An 18664-nucleotide genomic window follows, 5' to 3' on the forward strand; every position below is an offset into this window, starting at 1 on the left:
AAACCTCCTTTATACCTAATTTTATTATCAAATTTTATTATGAAATATTAAGCTTCGAAATCATTATATACATGATTCGTGTCGAAAACAAGGTGTTTCATACTGCAAACGGTTATGAATAAGTTTTTTTGTTATACTTTTGCTATAAGATTTTAATGATACTCTTATTTATGGGAAGGAGATTTCATGTTGTCAACAATAATAGTGATATTTATAATCGTTGTGACAGCTTTCCTCTGGGTAAGATCCACCAAACGAAAGATTGTCGCATTAGTTGAAGATATTAACAATACCATGAATCAAATTAGTGTGCAACTTTCCGGTCGTTTTGATGCCCTAACTACACTTTTGGATTTGACGAAAGGCTATGCCAAGCAGGAAAGTGAAATGCTGATTGGAACCATTAAATCTAGTAGAAGTGCCATAACAGTAAAATCCACCCCCGATGATGTGTATTGGCAGGAGGGGATTATTTCTGAGACTCTTAGTGGAATTGTCATGATGAGTGATCAGTATCCCGAATTAATAGCAGATTTAAACTACAAAAAGGCAATGAATGCAGTGGAAACCTTTGAGAATATGATACGCACCAGCCGATTAGTTTATAACCACAGTGTAACCAAGTTAAATCGTGAAATCAGAATATTCCCAGTCTCTATAATTGGAAGAATACTAGGTTTTCATCAGAAAGATTATTTGGAAGAGTATGCAGGAAAAAGAAAGTTTTAAACGATAATGTCTTTATAGAACTTAAGCATCGGTTTGATATAAACCGTATTGTTATCTTAGCAGCATATTACACGTGCTACTATATATTATGAAAGACTATGATTTTAAGAAAAAAAGATTTCTATCATTAGGAGAACACACAATTGAGAAAAAAACACTTTTTTTTTATTTCTTTGACCATATCATTACTCTTGATATTATTTGGATATAGTATGATAAAGTATCAATCTTATCAAATAAAAAATCCTACTAGTTCTAAAAAAATTGTAATTAATCAAGTAGAAGTAGAATCTATAAATGGCATTCAAAATGTTTATCTTCCAGCATATTTAGAGGTAGAAGGGGAGATAATTCTTCGGGCATCTTTAACATATCAGTTTGATAACTAAAGGAATCCATCTTTAATTTTGCAGGCGAATCATACCTTTATGACGTTCTATTTCGATGACAAAGAATTATACTCAGTAAAAAATGAACCATATTCTTTGGGCAATTATTTTGCAAAAATTCCTTTACCTTCACGAGCGAATGGCGAAGTTTTAGAAATTCATATAAAGGTAGTGAAACATGGATTATCTAGAATTCAAGTTCCCCAAATTATAATTTTACCACAATCCGAACATTTAGAATCAGTGATAGCTTCAGATTTGCCATCCTTACTTGTTAATTTACTAATTTTATTTTCTAGTTTCTTTATGTTTATTTTTGCTTTTATGGAACGCAGTCATGAAAATTGCCCGAAAATGTTATTAAGAGGTCTTTGGGCTTTAACTTGCGCAATTTATTTTATGTGCGAAACCTATACGATTGTATATTTAATTCCTGCATCTAGAATTATCTATATCTTAGATATGATTTGCTTTTCTATGATAATGCCTATTTTGCTCATGCTAATTAGTTGGGATTTAAATGCATTTCAGTCCAAGCTGTGCAAGACTTTAGCATATCTTGGATTGGTCAATAGTATAATGCAAATTATTTTATGCTTATGTTTTAACATTGAGTTAAGGATAATGCTTAGAGTTACACATATCATACAATTAGTAGGGATTCTATTAGTAATATTATGTATCATATACAATATAAAAGAAAAAAATTATACTCCGTTTCTTTATAGTATGGGAATTATATCATTGGGAGGTTTTGTTGACCTTGTTTTATTTGCTTTCGAAAAAAATAAAGATAATATTTTTTTTGTTAAAATAGCAATTTTATTCTGTATGTTTTTTCAAATATTGCAATTCATACGAACCGTTGTAGTTCAAAGTACCGAAAAGGCAAGAGAAGAATATTATAAAATGCTAGCGCTAAAAGATTCGTTAACTTTATGCTATTCACGAGTGGCATATGAAATAGATAAGAAAAATTTATCTCAACTAGAGGAAATGACAATTTTAGTATTCGATCTAAATAATTTAAAGCAAACAAACGATTCCTATGGACATTCAGAAGGGGATTTATTACTGCAAATTTTTGGAGCCATACTTCGAGATACCTTTGAATCTAAAGGGAAATGTTACCGAGTGGGAGGCGATGAGTTTTGGGTATTTTGTAATATATTAAACGTAAACCAGATTAAAAACTATATGAAGAAAATGAAAGATTTTACGTTAAAGGAGAACAAAAAAAGAAACTTAAAAGTGAAAATAAGTTATGCCATGGGGTATGCAACCATGAATGAAGCAAAGGGGGATTTAGTTAGAGCAATAGAGCTTGCGGATCAACGTATGTATGATAATAAACGGATGTATAAATCTAAGCACAGTGATATTTATTAGGAGTCATTGTAGTGATTTTATAGGAAAGTTTCTATTGCGTGATTTGTAAGAAGGAAAAGCAATTGCAACAATGATGAGATTTATCTCTTTAGAATACGAAGGAACAGTTTTATTCCTAACAGTAATTTATTTTTTACTGATTTATGACTTTACACCAGAATAGTCTGGAAATATAAAACAGCAAATAAGTGACTTATGAAGTTACAAAGTTGAGGTGACTAATTTGATTGGATATCATAATTATAATAATTGTAGGGTTATCATAAAAGATGCTAATTATAACATAGTACTAACTGATACTAAAATTACTGATTTTGATAATGAACTTTTATCAATTCAAATTCCTAACAAATTCGATGTTACTACCTATAAAGAATTGAATTTGCTTATTTTATGTAAAAATCAAGTCTTTGAATACCATGGCAAAGTAAAACGTTCATTTTCTGATCATATTGAAATAGGACTATACAAAGGAAGACATGTAGAGCATCGACGTGCACAAAGATATTCAATAAAAGCGAAGGGTCTAGTGGATAAACTGTATATCCGTGGACAAAAAGTTAAGCTAAATCAATATATTGAAGTGGATATTGAAAACATAAGTAAAACAGGAGTCATGATAAAAGCCTTAAGCAATACGTTCTATCAAGATATACCTTTTGATCTAATTTTTCTAAAGCAAGACTTAACTGTAACATGCTTATTAGTATGGAATTCAAAGATAGATACTAAATATTCTTATTTTGGATGCAAATTTATTAAAACAGAAAGAAAAAAGGTATATGCTAATGAAGAGGTTTCATAAGAATTTACATCCTTTGGCTATTGAGTATCTATATGAGGGATTGGTGCTTACAGAATCTATATATAATTATAATGGAAGAACAATGCTATTGCCAAAGGGAGAAGTGCTAGATGAATATAAAATATGGAAGTTAAAGAAATTCAATCACGATTATAGAAATATTTGTGTACATACGAAAACTTTCCAGGAGTTAATTATCAAGAGTATTCCGGTCTTGATAACTCGCTTAGCGATGTTTTTGTTAATAATATGTGTGTCAATTTAAGGAATAGAAATGTACTGATGTCAAACGGAACAATTGGTACGATTGATATTATCATGCCAAATGATATTGAGCACCCTATTGTTAGCATCGATGGTTTAGTCTTACAGACGAATGAGAACTGCAATTGTACTAGGATTATTTTTAATACTTAATTGTAATCGCTAATTATACTGTAGATATTAGTTATATTCTAATTATGTCTTATTCTGGTATCTGATTTTTCCTTAATCACCACTCATATACGCTATAGCGAATCCGTTGTAACCATACCATAAATCAAACTATGATACACCAATTTATACGTAGTCTTTCAAGAAAGTCTAATAGATGATAAAATGATAATAAAAAGTGGAAAAGGATTGGAGGGGAAGGATGTATAAGATTATTGGCACAGACTTCGTTAGTAATTATGTACATAGAAAACATCCAGAGTTAGAAATCGTGTCAGTTTGTGGTAATGGTTACCAAGCTTATGAAGAATTTATACAGAATCCAGCTGATATATTACTGACAGATATTCGAATGCCAGTAATGGATGGATTGGATTTGATTCAAAAACTACAAGAAGAATCCTATGTTTTTGTCCCGATAATAATTAGTGGTTATAATGACTTTACTTATGAAAAAACAGCGATGCGTATGGGGTGATATATATGAAAGTGAAGAAGCAAATGGTGCAGCACTTGGATTTGCAATATGCGCTGCCATATTAGGAGGTTCTCTTTGAGAAGATTATGCTAAGTGGAATAACGTCTATCATAATGATAAATTGTTAAGCCATAGAAAGAAAAAAAATGATTATAAGATATATGAAAAAGGAAGATTATTATGAAATTTATGAGTTATGGAGTTCGTCAAGAGAAATAAGAATTAATATTCAAGATGATACATATGAAAAAATATCTAAATTCATTGATTATAATCCCCATTTATGTATTGTTTCTATAGAAAATTCTGAAATAATAGGATCTGTGTTAGCTGGATATGATGGAAGAAGGGGGCATATATACCATACCATTGTCAGAAGTGATTACAGAAGTAAAGGTATTGGGAATAAGTTAATTGATAAGGTATTAGATGAATTTAAATCTAAAGAGGTAAAAGAAATAGATTTATTGTCCGTTATTAATAATCATGAGGGAAATAATTTCTGGGAGCATAAAGGATTTTTATTAAATGAAAATCTATATTATCGGAGAAAAAATATTTGAAAAAGGTTTTTTGCTCTTTTAGTCGTGGAAATCATTTGCAGGGTTAATCGCCTGTTCGCCTCTGTACTTTGTCACAAAGGTACTAAGGGGAGTAACTTTGTACTACAAAAATAAGGAGGCCAAAATGGGTAACAATATCATCAGAGATATGAAAAAACAAATGGAAGAAAAAGATATATATGAATATGCAAAAGAGTGTGCATTTTCCTATATGGATAATGTGGGGGAAAGAGAAGTCTATCCTAAGAAAGATGATTTAGAATTGTTAAAACGATTCGAAGAAGCTTTGCCAACTGAGGGATGTAAGGATACTGAAATACTAAAGATGCTTCACGACTATGGATCGAGTAATACGGTTGCTCAGACAGGTGGGCGATATTTTGGATTCGTAAATGGCGGTGCATTACCGATTTCATTGGCAACTAGATGGTTAACGGATGTATGGGACCAGAATGCAGTACTTCACATAGCGTCCCCCATTACCTCAAAATTAGAAGAAATCTGTGAAAAATGGATTGTTGAATTATTGGGACTTCCAGAAGGTACAGCAGCAGGATTTGTAAGTGGATCTTCCAATGCTGCATTATGTGCCTTAGCGGCAGCAAGAAATACATTACTTAATAGAGCAGGATGGGATATAAGTAAACAAGGTTTATTTGGTGCTCCTGAAATAAAAGTTGTACTTTCACAGGACGCGCATGCAACCATTATAAAAGCTCTTTCCCTGTTGGGGATTGGATACAATCAAATAGTAAAAGTTGAATCAGATAGTCAAGGAAGGTTGATGATAGATAAGCTTCCATCGTTAGATGAAAAGACAATATTGATACTTCAAGCAGGGAATGTGAATACAGGAGCCTATGATGACTTTGATACCTTATGTGACATTGCTCAAAAAGAAGGAGCTTGGATACATATTGATGGAGCTTTTGGATTGTGGGCAGCTGCTTCAGATAATACAAAGCATCTAACCAAAGGGATAAGCAAAGCAGATTCCTGGTCTGTCGATGCACATAAGACGTTGAATGTACCATATGATTGTGGAATTGTTTTATGTAAACATAGAGATAAGATTATTGCAGCTATGCAGGCCAGAGGTGAATATATTCTGTATGGATCTAAGAGAGACGGAATGTTATATACATCAGATATGTCTCGAAGAGCGCGTGCGGTAGAGCTTTGGGCTGCAATAAAATATCTAGGGCGAGAAGGAATCCAATGCTTAGTGAATAATTTGCATGAAAATGCAGTTTATTTCGCCAAACAGTTAAGAAAAGTAGGTTTCCAAGTGCTAAATGATGTGGTTTTTAATCAGGTATTAGTGAACTATAAGGACGAGCAAACGACTAAAAATATACTCAAGCAGGTACAAGATTCTAGAATATGTTGGTGTGGAGAAACAAAGTGGCATGAGACATATGCCATTCGATTAAGTGTCTGTTCTTGGGTAACAACGAAAGACGATATAGATAAATCAGTAAGTTCTTTTGTAGATGCTATTAGTAATATCGCCAATGAATAAGAATATAGGATATTTCATTATCATTCAATGGAAGAATTACAAAAAAAAATAAATGAGTTAGGTACAGGTTGGTTATTAGGAGCTAGAAGAATTTTATAAGGAAGCAAAAGAGTATGAAATCATGCCTTATGTGTATCACTTTGCAATGTAACATGTGTATTTATAGTGCGGAAATTTGTATTATGTGATAGTATGTTAATAAATGTAAACGTGTTATTTTGTAGTACACGTTTTAGACATGATAGGAGATGCAATGTTAGATAATAACGAAATCATAAAAGATATTGATAAAAACTATTACAAAATTTGCAGATTAAGTAATCGAATTGCGAATACTAGGCTATTAATAACCTTTATAGGAATCCTATGTTTTATTATAAGTATTCTAGAAAAGAATAGAATTTCTTTTATTTTTTTTGTATTTTCGTGCCTCGTTTTTATTACTTTAATTATTATACATGAAGCAATTAAAAAGAAAAAGATATATTTGGAAGCGAAGTTATGGGTATTTCAAAAAAGGAATGCGCGTATTCAGAATACTTGGCGCGAATTTGATGAGAACGGGAATGATTTTTTAGAGGAAGAAATGGTAGTGGAAAGTGATTTGGATATTTATGGTTTAAATTCACTATATCAATATATTTGTACTGCTCATACGCAGGAAGGAAGAAAAATCTTAGCGGACTACCTTAAAAATCAAGAGTTTGATAAAGAAAATATCAGTTTACGACAGGAAGCTGTCAAAGAGTTAATTGATAAAAATGATATTACTACTGAGATTGAAACATTGAGCAGAGTAATTGGAATCAATTGTAAGAAGAATACAAAGGAATGGTATGAAGCTTTTGTCAGTTATTTAAAGCGGGAGGATAGCTTAATTTCTAAAAGACTATATAGAGGTTCCATTCTATTTTCTTTGTTTACATTACTTATGTTTGTACTTAGTTTAAAAGGATATTTTTCTGTCAGCTATGCACTTATGCTTTTTTTCATCCAGTTAGCGCTAGGTTACTACAGTAGCTATAAAAATAATAAAGTTATTAACGATGTATTTCGTTTTTGCAATAACATGGAAGAGTATTATAATATAGTAGAGTATATTCAAACGGTTAAATTTGAATCTACTTATATCAACAAACTTTGCGCTCCTATAAAAAGCAGCAAAGAAGCTACCAAAGGAATTAAGAAATTAAATTTCTTAAAGGAAGCTTTTTTGGTACGTAGCAATCCTTATATACATATCGTTCTTCAACTTTTTCTTATGTATGATATTCATTGTATTTTCGCTCTTGAGAAATGGAAAAAGAATTATAAGGATAGTATAAAAGACCTCTTTTCTATCATTGGTGAAGTAGAAGCACTGACTAGCTTAACAGCAATTGCTTATAACAGAGACATTTGTTTCCCAACGTTTGATGAAGAAAGTTCCGTTATATTTGAGGCGGATAATATTTCTCACCCATTAATTCCATTAGATGCAGTTGTATCGAATTCTATTAAAATTCATAAAGCAACTGGCATCATAACGGGATCTAATATGTCTGGAAAAACTACATTCATGAGAACAATTGGTGTGAATTGCATCTTGGCTTATGCAGGTGCTCCGGTCTGTGCGAATAAAATGATAGTATCGAATATGAAGATATTTACTTCGATGAGAGTTCAAGATGATGTCTCAAAAGGAATTTCGACCTTTTACGCTGAGGTATTAAGAATAAAGCAGATCATAGAATATTCTTATAAAAACGAACCAATGTTAGTTTTAATCGATGAGATCTTTAAAGGTACGAATTCTGCGGATCGAATTGTTGGTGCAACCGAGATTATTAAAGCGCTAAATAAAGAGCATATCATATGTTTAGTTTCCACTCATGATTTTGAATTATGTAGTTTAGTTGAGAAAGCTGAGATTTTAGGTAGTAATTATCACTTTGAAGAATTCTATAGAAATAATGAACTACATTTTGATTATAAAATAAAGCCTGGAAGATGTAGGACAACAAATGCGAAACATATTCTAAGGATGGCTGGATTAATGGTATAAGGATACGGGAAATTGTGAATGTATAATGGAACGACAAGGTTAGAATGGGGGATAACTATAATGAAAATATTAGCGATTGGAAATAGTTTTTCTGAAGATGCAACCTGCTATTTACAAAGAATTTCACAAGGTGAACTTTATGTAAGAAATCTATACATTGGTGGCTGTAGTCTTGAGAAGCATATAGAGTGTCTAATCGGCGATTTGAAAGAATATGATTTTCAAAAAGATGGTAAGGCGTTAAGAAAGATATCGATTAGGGAGGCACTTTCCTACAAAGATTGGGATTACATAACGGTACAACAAGTGAGTGGTTTATCTGGTATTGAAGATTCCTACGAACCATACCTAGGACAGCTGATATCGCATATAAAGAAGAGCAATCCATTTGCAAAGATAATCTTACATAAAACCTGGGCTTATGAACATGAATCGACGCATCAGGATTTTGGTCGGTATGATAATAATCAAAAAATCATGTATGAAAAGATAGGTGAGGTAATCGAGCATTACGCGAAAAAATATAGCTTACCAATTGTACCAGCCGGTGATGCCATCCAAAAGCTTCGTACAGAGGTAGAGGAATTTGATTATTTAAGAGGTGGTCGATCTCTATGCAGAGACGGCTATCATCTTTCCTTCGATTATGGGCGTTATGCTGCGGCCTTGATATGGTATCGATTTTTTACAGGTCATCCTATCACAGAAGTTACTTATGCTCCAAGGGGAACGAAAAGGAAGATTATTGAAATTATTAAAAGTACGATTTAGTTTTGTATAACGTGCTAATTAGTACCATATAACATGATAAAAAGGAATGTATTCAATTTAGATGATACGTTCCTTTTTTATATTCTATGACTAAGAAAAAAACATGATTCCAGCTTTCCTTTTTTTGTATGAAAATTATGATAAGTAATAATCCAAGTGAATAAGCTTATAAATACATGATTTTTATTAATCTATTACACATAACAAAATAGATATTAGAACTGTGAAATAACTATAAAGTCACTAAACGACATTTAACGAAGAAATATAGCATTAGTATCACAAGTCACCTTTTTATTTAATATGAGTCTAATAGAAAAGTGGATACACCACTAAAACCTTAGAGCAACCTTTTTAACCACTAAAAATTTATGTAGATTTCTTATCGTTTAATCACCAATACATTGAATGACAAGTTTATGATGGATTAAGAGATCTGTCTCTAGAAAATAGATTAAATTGTTACTTTTATCATTCAAATAGTATACCACAGTTTGACAACTCGAATTATGCGGTTAAAAAACAGTAAAAATTGTAAAATAGCACTATAAAAATCTATCAATTTATAGTAAAATAATGGTATTACCAGACGGACAAGCGAAAAGCTTAATAAGGGGTAATAAGTCACTGTTCATTAACAATCAGGAGGTGTGTTTATGTTTTTCAAGAAACTAGTTGCACTCGCAATGGCAGTTGCCATTGTTATTCCAATGAACGTTAATAACATACAAAAGGTTGAGGCGGAAACTACGAAAGAAGCAGTAACCTATGGAAATCTTATTTATCACGACTATGAAGCTAGCACCTATGGATGGGGGCCAAGAGGTGACAATGCAGAGGTTGTGGCACAAAGTACCGAAGAAGCATATTCAGGGCTAAACAGCTTAAAAATCAGCAATCGCTCAAAGACATGGCATGGAGCAACCTGTGATATGACAACAGAACTTACGTTAGGTGAAACCTATGTATTTGGAATTTATTTAAAATACATAGGTAGTTCTTATTCTAGTACACAAAAGTTTAGTTTACAGCTACAGTACAATGATGGAGTAAATGATCAGTACAAAACAATCAAGACTTTAGCAGTTACAAAAGACCAATGGACATTACTTCAAGGCGAATATACAATTCCTACGGATGCTGTTAATGTAAAAGTTTATGTCGAAACAGAATGGAAGTCCTCACCTACAACTCAGGATTTTTTAGACTTTTATATTGATGACTTTACTGCAACACCAGCAACTCTACCACAAATCCAAAAAGATATCCCTAGCTTAAAGGATGTTTTTTCTAGTTACTTTTTTGTAGGTGGAGCAGCAACTGCAAGTGAGATTGCACCAGCTCCAGCCAAAGAATTAGTAGCAAAACATTATAATAGCTTAACTCCTGGGAATGAGTTAAAGCCAGATTCTGTATTGGATTATGCAGCAACAATTGCCTATATGGAAGCAAATGGTGGAAATCAAGTGAATCCTCAAGTGAATCTAAGGGCTGCAAAAACTTTACTAGAATATGCCAAAGCTAATAACATCCCAGTTCGAGGACATACCTTAGTATGGCATAGTCAAACGCCAGATTGGTTCTTTAAAGTGAATTATTCGACGGATGCAAATGCAGCTTGGGTTTCTAAGGAAGTAATGCTTCAAAGATTAGAAAACTACATCAAAAATGTGATGGGATTAATAGCATCAACCTATCCAACAGTAAAGTTCTATGCATGGGATGTAGTGAATGAAGCGGTAGATCCAAATACAGCAACTGGTATGAGAAATCCTGGATCAAATAGCGTAACTGCTGGTAATTCTCCTTGGATGCAAACGATAGGAGAAGAATATATTCAAAAAGCTTTTGAATATGCCAGAAAATATGCACCAGCTGGTTGTAAGTTATTTTATAATGACTATAACGAATATGAGGATAAAAAGAGTGCCTTTATATTTAATATCTTGAAAGGATTGAAGGAAAAGGGATTAATAGATGGCATGGGTATGCAGTCTCATTGGGTTATGGAGTATCCAAGTATCAGCATGTTTGAGACAGCTGTTCGTAAGTACAATACCTTAGGACTGGAAATACAACTAACAGAGTTAGATATGAAGCAGCCAGACAATAGTACTACAGCATTGGCAGCTCAAGCAAACAGATATAAACTACTAATGAACAAAGTAATTAGTTTAAAGAAAGAAGGAATGAATATCACAGGAGTTATCTTCTGGGGTGTTACAGATAAGACGAGCTGGTTGGGTGGATATCCATTATTATTTGATGGAAATTATCAAGCGAAGCCGGCATATTATTCTATCATAGAGGGAATTACTCCGACAGTAACGCCAACCGTAACACCAACGGTGACGCCGATAACCCCGACTGTGACGCCAACAGTAACGCCAACAGTAACGCCAACGGTAACGCCGTCCATAACCCCGACAGTAACCCCGACGGTAACACCAACGGTAACGCCGTCCATAACCCCGACGGTAACACCAACGGTAACCCCGACCCCTACCACAATACCAGTGGAGGGATCAAAACCGATAGTTGCGGTAACTACCAAGAATAATGGAAACACAATAAGTCAACAATATACAATTTCTGCTGTTGGTACGATTGACTTATCGAAAGTATCCATAGAGTTTACAGCAGATGGTATTAACAATCAGGCGCATAATGTTTGGGTAGATAACGCAGCGCTACAATTAACGGTTGAGCCGTGGTATACACCACTAAATGGAAATGTATCTGGTCAGTTAACTAATCAAAAGCTGGTGGTTAGTATCAGTAAGAGTACGATGCTATCCGAAGGAACAGGAAAACTTGTAATCGATTTGCGGTTTGCTAAGATAGATTGGTCAGCGTTTGGAACAATATCCAATTTTGTAGTAAAGGTTTATTACAACGGAGTTCAAGTTCAATAAAGATAATAAAAGTGCTTGTGCTAAATTGACTCCAGCGCTTTTATTCATGACAAAGAAAAGTGATAAAAACTGTAATATCAAGAAGGATGTGTTGTATTTTAGACCTTATGTCTATGATACGATATGTCCTTTTTTTGTGCCATTTTCTAAAACTTAACCAAAAACAACGTTTTTTTTATTAAGAAAGCTAAGCAGCTTATACAATATTTAGATGCGATCCATAAAATTTTTATGAAAAAAGTAAAAAAAACGAACAGAATGTAAAAAGTCTTATGTTTTTATAGTAAAAAAACAATGATATAATTTAATCAATTGATATAGCAAATTAAAGTTATCTAAAAACATGGAGGAATTATAATGCAACGAAAGAAAACGTCTTTTAAAGGTGCAAAAAACGAGAAAAATTCGATTGCACCAAAAAAACGATCAATTTGGTCTACCATCTATAATCAACGGTACCTATGGTTTATGATACTACCAGGACTCATATGGTTTATCGTTTTTAAATATTGTACGTATGCTGGATTAACCTTCGCTTTTACCAACTATGGTTTTCGAGATGAAGTATCCTTTGTAGGGTTAAGGAACTTCTCACGTTTGTTCCAATCTTCGGTTTTCTGGAATGCATTTCGTAATACAATCATTATTAGTTTATGCAACATTATCTTTTATTTTCCGTTTCCTTTGATTGTTGCGCTAATGATTAATGAACTGAAGTCCTTGTTTGCAAAACGTGCGGTACAGTTTATGATTTATATTCCTTACTTTTTCTCATGGGTTGTGGTAGGATGTATCTTTGTAACTTTACTATCCCCTTCCTCTGGTGTCGTGAATAAGATTTTAAATAGTTTTGGTTTTGATTCTATCTATTTCTTAGCAGATACGAACTGGTTTCGACCAACACTGATTGTTTCCTACATATGGAGGCAGATGGGTTATGGTGCGGTAATCTATGTTGCAACACTTGCTACGGTTGACCCACAACTTTATGAAGCAGCTTCTATCGATGGGTGTGGACGATTCCGTAAAATGTTATATGTAACATTACCAAGTATTAAGTCTACAATTGTTACGATGTTACTTTTAAATCTATCTCATGTTTTATTGATCTTCGAACAAGTACTTGTAATGTATAACTCTTCGGTATATTCCGTAAGCGATGTATTACAAACTTATGCTTATCGAGAAGGTATCCTTTCTGGAAATATAGCTTATTCCACAGCGGTCAGCTTGTTTGTCGGAGTAGTCAGCTTATGCTTGGTATTAGGTACCAATTTTGCTAGTAAGAAGTTCTTGGATGACTCGGTACTTTAAAATAAGCTTGTTGTAAGAGAGGAGATCAATAAAGATGAGCCAGACTAAAGTTATAAATAATCATATAAAAGAATCAAAATCAAGAATTGTGTTTCGAATTATTAATACGATATTATTAGCTTCCATATGTTTAATAGTTATCATACCAATTTGGAATGTTGTGATCACATCATTTGCGGAAGATAAAGATGTAATGGGTGGTGTCTACTTAATGATACCAAAATCTTTCACTCTAAAGAATTATGCAAAAGTATTACAAAGTGGATATATGGATGGTTTCTTAAATTCACTATTTGTAGCGGTATCAGGTACGATACTTGCTATGGTGGTAACTGTACCAATGGGATTTGTTCTTGCTCAAAAGCATTTGGTTGGTCGTAATGTTTTGATGAAGCTTGTTACGATTACCATGGTATTTGATGCTGGATTAATTCCATTCTATGTATTAATTAAAAATCTTGGAATGATTGATAGTTATTTATCCCTTATCCTTCCTTTTGCAGTATCTACATTTAACCTTATTATTATCAAAAACTTTATGACTTCGATTCCAAAGAGTTTAATTGAATCCGCTAAACTAGATGGATGTAATGATTTCACTGCATTAATAAGAATTGTATTACCTTTATCCGTACCTATTTTAGCAGCAGTAACACTATTTTATTTTGTGTCATTCTGGAATCGATATACCGAAGTAGTAATGTTTATTAACAGTAATTCCAAATATACACTTCAGGTTATGCTTCGTGCTTTAGTATTCCAAAGCGACGGGTCCTTGGGAGACAATAATATTGTTTATGACAATATGAAGATGGCAGTTATGGTTCTTGGTATGCTGCCAGTATTAATTATCTATCCTTTCGTTCAGCGTTACTTCGTCAGTGGCTTATTGTTAGGCGGCGTAAAGGAATAACCAATGAATTTTTAGCGAGGGGGATTCCCCCTTCGTAAAAAATTATAAACAAAAGCATTAAGGAGAGAAGATTATGAAAAAAGTTACAACTATGGTATTGATCTTAGCTATGGTAGTTTCTATGCTATCCGCTTGTGGCAAAGACAAGGGTGGTAACACATCCGCAGATGGAACAAAAAAAGTGGAACTTTCATTAAGTTCTGCAGACAACACCTTCGGTTATTGTACCGATGCTGATTTACAAAAAGCAGTAACAAAAATGTTAGAAGAGAAAACTGGTACTAGTTTAAAGACAATTATTCCACCTGTTTCTAGTTACAACGAAAAAGTTGAAACAATGATTGCTGGTGGAGACGTTCCAGATATTTTCTGTGTTTCTCAGGCAATGACAAAGCTTCCAAATTACATTGCTAGAGGTAAAGTTTTAAAATTAAATGACTACATAGCAAAGTCTGAAAAGCTTTCTTCCATTCCACAAGAGCTTTATGATGCAATTAGTGTAGATGGTGGAATCTATCACATTCCATATCAATATCCAAAGGTTAAGATTATTTACTTACGTAAGGATATTATGGAGCAATATGGTATCAACTTGTCTAATACACCTACGACAGATGAGTTTATTACAGAAATGAGTAAATTAAAAGGTACTGGAATTATTCCTTTTAGTTTTCCAAAGTGGATTGACAACTTCCAATATTTTATGAATTCCTTTGATGCCTATGCCGGAATTTATCAAAATGTAAATGGAGAATATGTGGATGGTTTCCAAGAGCCACAGATGATGGATGCTTTAAACTATCTTCGCGAGTTATATACAAACGGTATTATTGATCAGGAATTTATCACAACAGAAAATGCTACCATGAGAGAGTATGTATATACTGGTAAAGCAGCAAGTGCTCTTGATTATACAACAAATTACACCAATTATGTATCCCAGTCCAAAGCAGCTGGAGCAGAGACGGATGTATATCCTATTTATGCAATCCTTGGACCAAATGGGAAAGGTGGCGGATTAAACGAATCCGTACAAACTGCTTTTGCTATCTCAGCAGATTGTAAAAATCCAGAGAAAGCAATTGAAGTACTAGAAACATTAATATTTGATGAAGAGATGTACCCAACCTTCTTTAACGTTGGTGTAGAAGGTGAACACTATACTGTTGACGAAAATGGTTTTTTAGCTCCAACAGAAAAAGCAGCGAACTCTGGATACAAACCAACCTTTACATTCCTTTATGAAACTTTCTTAGATGAGTTCAAGGTAAACTTTAAACCAAGTCCTGAAATTCAAGAATCTTTATCTTCACAGAATATGATTATGGATGAGGCACAGTTACAAAAAGGACCTAAGTATGCGATACCTTCTGGTGTTTCTGATACCTATGATGAAGTTGCTGCTTCCATTACTAGTACATGGAAAGAAATCGTTTCTCAGGTTGTACTTGGAACAGTTTCTGCTGAAGAAGGTATGGAAAATTACAAAGATTTCTGGAAGAGTGTTAATGGAGACACTATCTTAAAGGAATTAAACGATAAGTAGAAATATACCTAGGATAATAGAAAGCATCGGAAGGTTCTTCCGAGAGATAAAAATTGAAGATATAATAATGTCAACAGACTGTGATAAGATATCTGTATTGTTCCAACAAACAGTATGTTATTACAGTCTGTTTTTTTACTAATACGTATCCATATCGGATGCAAAGAAAAGATCAGTTTATCTTGTAGATCTTATTAGTACCTTCATTATTTAAATTGTATAGTTCTTCAGAAATAAATCTGGTATCATAAGTATGGAAAGAAGTTAGGAGGTACACCAGATGACCAGATTTCGAAAGAAGAAAGGGGATACCCTTAAGAAACAGCTATATGTATATTTTTTAAAAGTCTTATTGCTAACTGGGATATTTATTAATTTAGTTTTGCTGTGTTTTTTTACATACCGAGAGCAAGAAGTAGTAGCTTCTGGCAGAAGATGGATGCTGTATCAGACGATAACCTATGCTGATCGTATTATGGAAGAAGTGGAATCGATAGGGGAGGCAATCTGGACAAGTTCACAGGTTCAAGGACTAAAGGCAGCAAATCTACAAAAAATAGATTACCTATCTTTTTTAGACTGTATGAATTACTTAACAAATATGGAGCTTAGTGTGAGCTCTATCTATAGAATTCGCCTGTTCTATGCGGATACCAATACGTTAGTCACCTCAAGAAATGGTGTCTTTTATAAGTTAAGTGAAGATACCATTGATTACTATAGGGGATGGATGGATTCTCTTGAGGAATCCACCTGGGCACTTGATTTCGCAGATAGGCTAACGGATGATGTAATCATAAAGAGGCAGATGATCTCTCATATACGTCCAATCTATTCTACTGCGACAGGGAAAAAAATAGGTTTAGTTAGTATAGAGATTCCATTGAAAACTTTTAATGAATTAATCAATCAAAAGGACAGTGGAGAAGAGGGCTTTGCTATTATTAAAGATGCGAAGATTCTTACCCATAAAACTCATAATAAGAATATTATTAATGACTGGAGCAAGGAAGAAGGAATCATTCAAGAGGTTGCCCAAAAAAAGGAGGGAAGTGTTGATTTTTATTATGAAGGGCAACGCTATCGTTGTGTTTATGAAAACTCTGCGCGCTCTGGATGGACATTCTTAACTTATTATCCGCATGTGTATTTACCACTAGATCAATTACCATTTCTTTTATGTTGTGTTCTATTTCTTCTTAGTTTAATTGCTGCTTATGCGATGATTATCCGCATTTCGAAAAAGAAAATTATCGAGCCTGTAGAGACCTTGCAACAAGCAATGAAACGGATTGAGGAAGGAGAATTTGGTATTCAGATAAAGGAAGTACGAAACGATGTCTTTGGTGAAATCTTCATCTGCTTTGATCACATGTCAGCACGTAGTAAAGAGTTAATTGAAGAACTCATTATGGAGCGACTACGAATGAAAGATAGTAAATTAAAGATGTTACAATCTCAAATCAAACCACATTTTTTATACAATATCTTTAATAATATGATTTGGATGTCAGAGCAGAAAAACTATGAGGGATTAGAACAAATGATCTATGCAACAGCAGGGTATTATAAGTCAAGTTTAAATTTTGGACAAAGCCTCATATGTCTTGCAGATAATTTGAAACAGTTACAGTATTATTCTAAGATTCAAGAGATTCGTTTTCCGAATCAGTTTGATTGCGAGATAAACTTTGATGAAGATATTTTGTCTGTAGGGATACCTAATCTTTTGTTACAGCCTATCTTAGAGAATGCTATTAACTATGGCGCTACAAGAAAAGAAGGAAAAACAGAGATCAGAATCAAAGGATACCGAAAAGAAGGTAAAATATACTTTGAGTTCTATGATAATGGGTCGGGAATCGATAAAGAGCGCCTTACACAAATTAGAAAAGCAATTAATCAAGAGGGGTATCAAGGAACTGAGTTTTTTGCATTAACCAATATTGCAGAGCGGCTACGAATGTATTATCCAGGTAAGGGAAAAATTACGATCGATAGCTCTTATGGTGAATGGACCTTAGTGGTGTTAAGGGTGTCAGAGGAGGAACCGTTATGTATAAACTAGTAATTGCAGATGATGAGAAAAATGTTCTTGACGGTATTGCGGACACGATTGCATGGAAAGAAAATGGCATAATCGTGGTAGGAAAAGCAACGAATGGATTAGATTTAGTCCGTACGGCTGTAAAAGAAGAGGCAGATATCATTTTAACTGATATTCGTATGCCAGAGATGGATGGATTAGAGGCAATTGAAGAGCTTCAAGAGCAATTACCGGATGCTGAATTTGTTGTGATTACCGCATTTCAGGAATTTGAATATGCAAAGAAGGCAATCGAACTTGGGGTTACTGGATTTATTACTAAACCGGTTCTTAAGATGGAAGTCATAGAACAGATTACACAAGCAAAAGAGAAACTAAAGGAGCGAAGACTAGGGAGAAAAGCTCTAAAAGCGCTTCAGGAGAATAAAGAGACAGAAGAGAAAAAAGAGAATATTCCACAAAGTGCAATCGAACGTGCAATCGAATATATGAAAGAACATATTGATGAAGGTATCATGATGACAGAGGTAGCAGAGTATATGCACATGAATCCCTCCTATTTTAGCAGGTATTTTAAAGAGGATATGGGTATTTCCTTTATTGATTATGTGAAAAACTTAAAGATTGAACGAGCAAAGGAACTACTTGATACCTCTAACATGAAAATATATGAGATATCGAATACACTTAGTTATAACAGTGTTCAATATTTTTCTACCATGTTTAAAAGTGTAACCGGATTAACTCCGCAAGAATACAAAAATCGTTTTGTTACTACAAGGAAGATGGAAAGGCAGGCATAAG

Annotated in this window: 16 protein-coding genes; all 16 read left to right on the forward strand. The window is 33.5% G+C overall.

What is annotated here, in order from left to right; all coding sequences use genetic code 11:
* Window positions 1-186 precede the first annotated feature (186 nt).
* Window positions 187-729 carry a LemA family protein gene (locus tag CC92_RS0118900; RefSeq protein ID WP_029501953.1) on the forward strand — a complete coding sequence of 181 codons (543 nt, stop codon included), beginning with the start codon at window positions 187-189 and terminating at the stop codon, window positions 727-729.
* Between the two features lie 143 nt (window positions 730-872).
* Window positions 873-1118, forward strand: coding sequence for a hypothetical protein (locus tag CC92_RS0118905; protein ID WP_029501952.1), 246 nt, complete (start codon window positions 873-875; stop codon window positions 1116-1118).
* Between the two features lie 39 nt (window positions 1119-1157).
* Window positions 1158-2507, forward strand: coding sequence for a GGDEF domain-containing protein (locus CC92_RS0118910; RefSeq protein ID WP_029501951.1), 1350 nt, complete (start codon window positions 1158-1160; stop codon window positions 2505-2507).
* A 223-nt stretch (window positions 2508-2730) separates the two neighbouring features.
* The gene (locus CC92_RS0118915) at window positions 2731-3312 is read left to right on the forward strand and encodes a hypothetical protein (protein ID WP_029501950.1); all 582 of its coding nucleotides are present in this window, start codon (window positions 2731-2733) and stop codon (window positions 3310-3312) included.
* Between the two features lie 282 nt (window positions 3313-3594).
* Entirely contained in the window at window positions 3595-3729 is a 135-nt protein-coding gene (locus CC92_RS23270) for a hypothetical protein (RefSeq protein ID WP_278245210.1), read from the forward strand.
* A 220-nt stretch (window positions 3730-3949) separates the two neighbouring features.
* A complete protein-coding gene (locus CC92_RS0118925; RefSeq protein ID WP_029501948.1) occupies window positions 3950-4225 on the forward strand; it encodes a response regulator in 276 nt (91 codons plus the stop codon).
* Window positions 4226-4386: 161 nt separating this feature from the next.
* Complete coding sequence (locus CC92_RS0118930) at window positions 4387-4788, forward strand: GNAT family N-acetyltransferase (RefSeq protein WP_162175505.1); 402 nt, start codon at window positions 4387-4389, stop codon at window positions 4786-4788.
* Window positions 4789-4912: 124 nt separating this feature from the next.
* Window positions 4913-6310 carry a pyridoxal phosphate-dependent decarboxylase family protein gene (locus CC92_RS0118935; protein WP_029501946.1) on the forward strand — a complete coding sequence of 466 codons (1398 nt, stop codon included), beginning with the start codon at window positions 4913-4915 and terminating at the stop codon, window positions 6308-6310.
* A gap of 253 nt (window positions 6311-6563) precedes the next feature.
* Window positions 6564-8354 (forward strand): MutS-related protein, encoded by a 1791-nt coding sequence (locus CC92_RS0118940; RefSeq protein WP_029501945.1) that lies wholly within the window; start codon window positions 6564-6566, stop codon window positions 8352-8354.
* A 60-nt stretch (window positions 8355-8414) separates the two neighbouring features.
* On the forward strand, window positions 8415-9125 hold the full coding sequence (locus CC92_RS0118945; protein WP_051650620.1) for a DUF4886 domain-containing protein: 711 nt from the start codon (window positions 8415-8417) through the stop codon (window positions 9123-9125).
* 656 nt (window positions 9126-9781) lie between these two features.
* On the forward strand, window positions 9782-12040 hold the full coding sequence (locus tag CC92_RS0118950; RefSeq protein WP_051650619.1) for an endo-1,4-beta-xylanase: 2259 nt from the start codon (window positions 9782-9784) through the stop codon (window positions 12038-12040).
* 357 nt (window positions 12041-12397) lie between these two features.
* Window positions 12398-13354 (forward strand): ABC transporter permease, encoded by a 957-nt coding sequence (locus CC92_RS0118955; protein ID WP_029501942.1) that lies wholly within the window; start codon window positions 12398-12400, stop codon window positions 13352-13354.
* 34 nt (window positions 13355-13388) lie between these two features.
* The gene (locus CC92_RS0118960; RefSeq protein WP_029501941.1) at window positions 13389-14267 is read left to right on the forward strand and encodes a carbohydrate ABC transporter permease; all 879 of its coding nucleotides are present in this window, start codon (window positions 13389-13391) and stop codon (window positions 14265-14267) included.
* 73 nt (window positions 14268-14340) lie between these two features.
* Window positions 14341-15813: an extracellular solute-binding protein gene (locus CC92_RS0118965; protein ID WP_051650618.1), complete on the forward strand. Its 1473-nt coding sequence runs from the start codon at window positions 14341-14343 to the stop codon at window positions 15811-15813.
* A gap of 280 nt (window positions 15814-16093) precedes the next feature.
* Window positions 16094-17881, forward strand: coding sequence for a sensor histidine kinase (locus CC92_RS0118970; RefSeq protein WP_029501939.1), 1788 nt, complete (start codon window positions 16094-16096; stop codon window positions 17879-17881).
* Window positions 17869-18663, forward strand: coding sequence for a response regulator transcription factor (locus CC92_RS0118975; RefSeq protein ID WP_029501938.1), 795 nt, complete (start codon window positions 17869-17871; stop codon window positions 18661-18663). Before CC92_RS0118970 ends, CC92_RS0118975 begins: the two co-directional genes overlap by 13 nt.
* The last annotated feature ends 1 nt before the right edge of the window (window position 18664 follow it).

This window comes from Lachnoclostridium phytofermentans (genome assembly GCF_000733755.1).
GTDB lineage: Bacteria > Bacillota > Clostridia > Lachnospirales > Lachnospiraceae > Lachnoclostridium > Lachnoclostridium phytofermentans_A.